Origin of the sequence: Methylobacterium sp. WL103 (genome assembly GCF_008039885.1) — a bacterium.
Lineage (GTDB): Bacteria > Pseudomonadota > Alphaproteobacteria > Rhizobiales > Beijerinckiaceae > Methylobacterium > Methylobacterium cerastii.
The window spans coordinates 1-736 of record NZ_VRUX01001131.1 but is presented as its reverse complement, the minus strand read 5'-3'; the positions used below and the strand labels follow the sequence as shown (position 1 = coordinate 736).

Below are 736 nucleotides of genomic sequence, written 5' to 3'. Positions count from 1 at the left end.
CTCCCGTGCGGCTGCGGGCGTCGCGACGACGCAGGCGAGCGCCAGGAGCGACGCCGCGAGGCGCGCGCGCAAGTTCGAAGCGGATGTCACGGGGAGATGTCCGAAGATCGAGAGGGCTGCGATACTGTTGCCGTCAGGTCGGGCGACAAATCAATCGCCCCGTCGCAACTTGTCCCCGCTCTGCCGACGAGGACGGCACATGGTAAAGGCTTGCCGCCGCGACGCCGGCGGATTTCACGGGTCAGATTTCGGCCCGTTGAAGACCTGGGCCGACAGGGCTGCCACCGTTGCAAGGAATCGACGCCGCGCCAGGAAACGGATTCCGCAACACGGCGAAGGATGACGCGACGGGCCGTGACTTGCTAAGCCTTGCCCGTCACCACCGGATCGCGGCCGCCTGCCGCTCGACCGCGTGACTCAAGGTTCCGTGCCGGCCCGTCGCCGGCCCGGGGACCTCGGATCAAGGACGTTTCGAACCGCCATGCCGAATACTTTGCGAAGCCTCCTGCTCGCCGGCGCGATGACCGGCCTCGCGAGCCTGTCCGCGACCGCACCCGTGCACGCTCAGGGACGGGGCGCCCTCGCGTCGAGCGCCATCGACGGCGTCGGCGACGACGACCGCCTGTTCCAGGACCAGTCCGGCGCGCTCTACCGCCTCCGCGGCGGCCGCTACGAGCCCTATGCCGGCCGCGTCGAGTTCGGCCGCGCCGTGCCCGACCGCGCCACGGCCTCGGAG

At 70.4% G+C, this 736-nt stretch carries 1 pseudogene; it reads left to right on the top strand.

Going from position 1 to position 736, the window contains the following annotated elements:
• Positions 1–520 precede the first annotated feature (520 nt).
• Positions 521–736 (top strand): annotated as a pseudogene (locus FV222_RS28230) (L,D-transpeptidase); the annotation flags it as partial.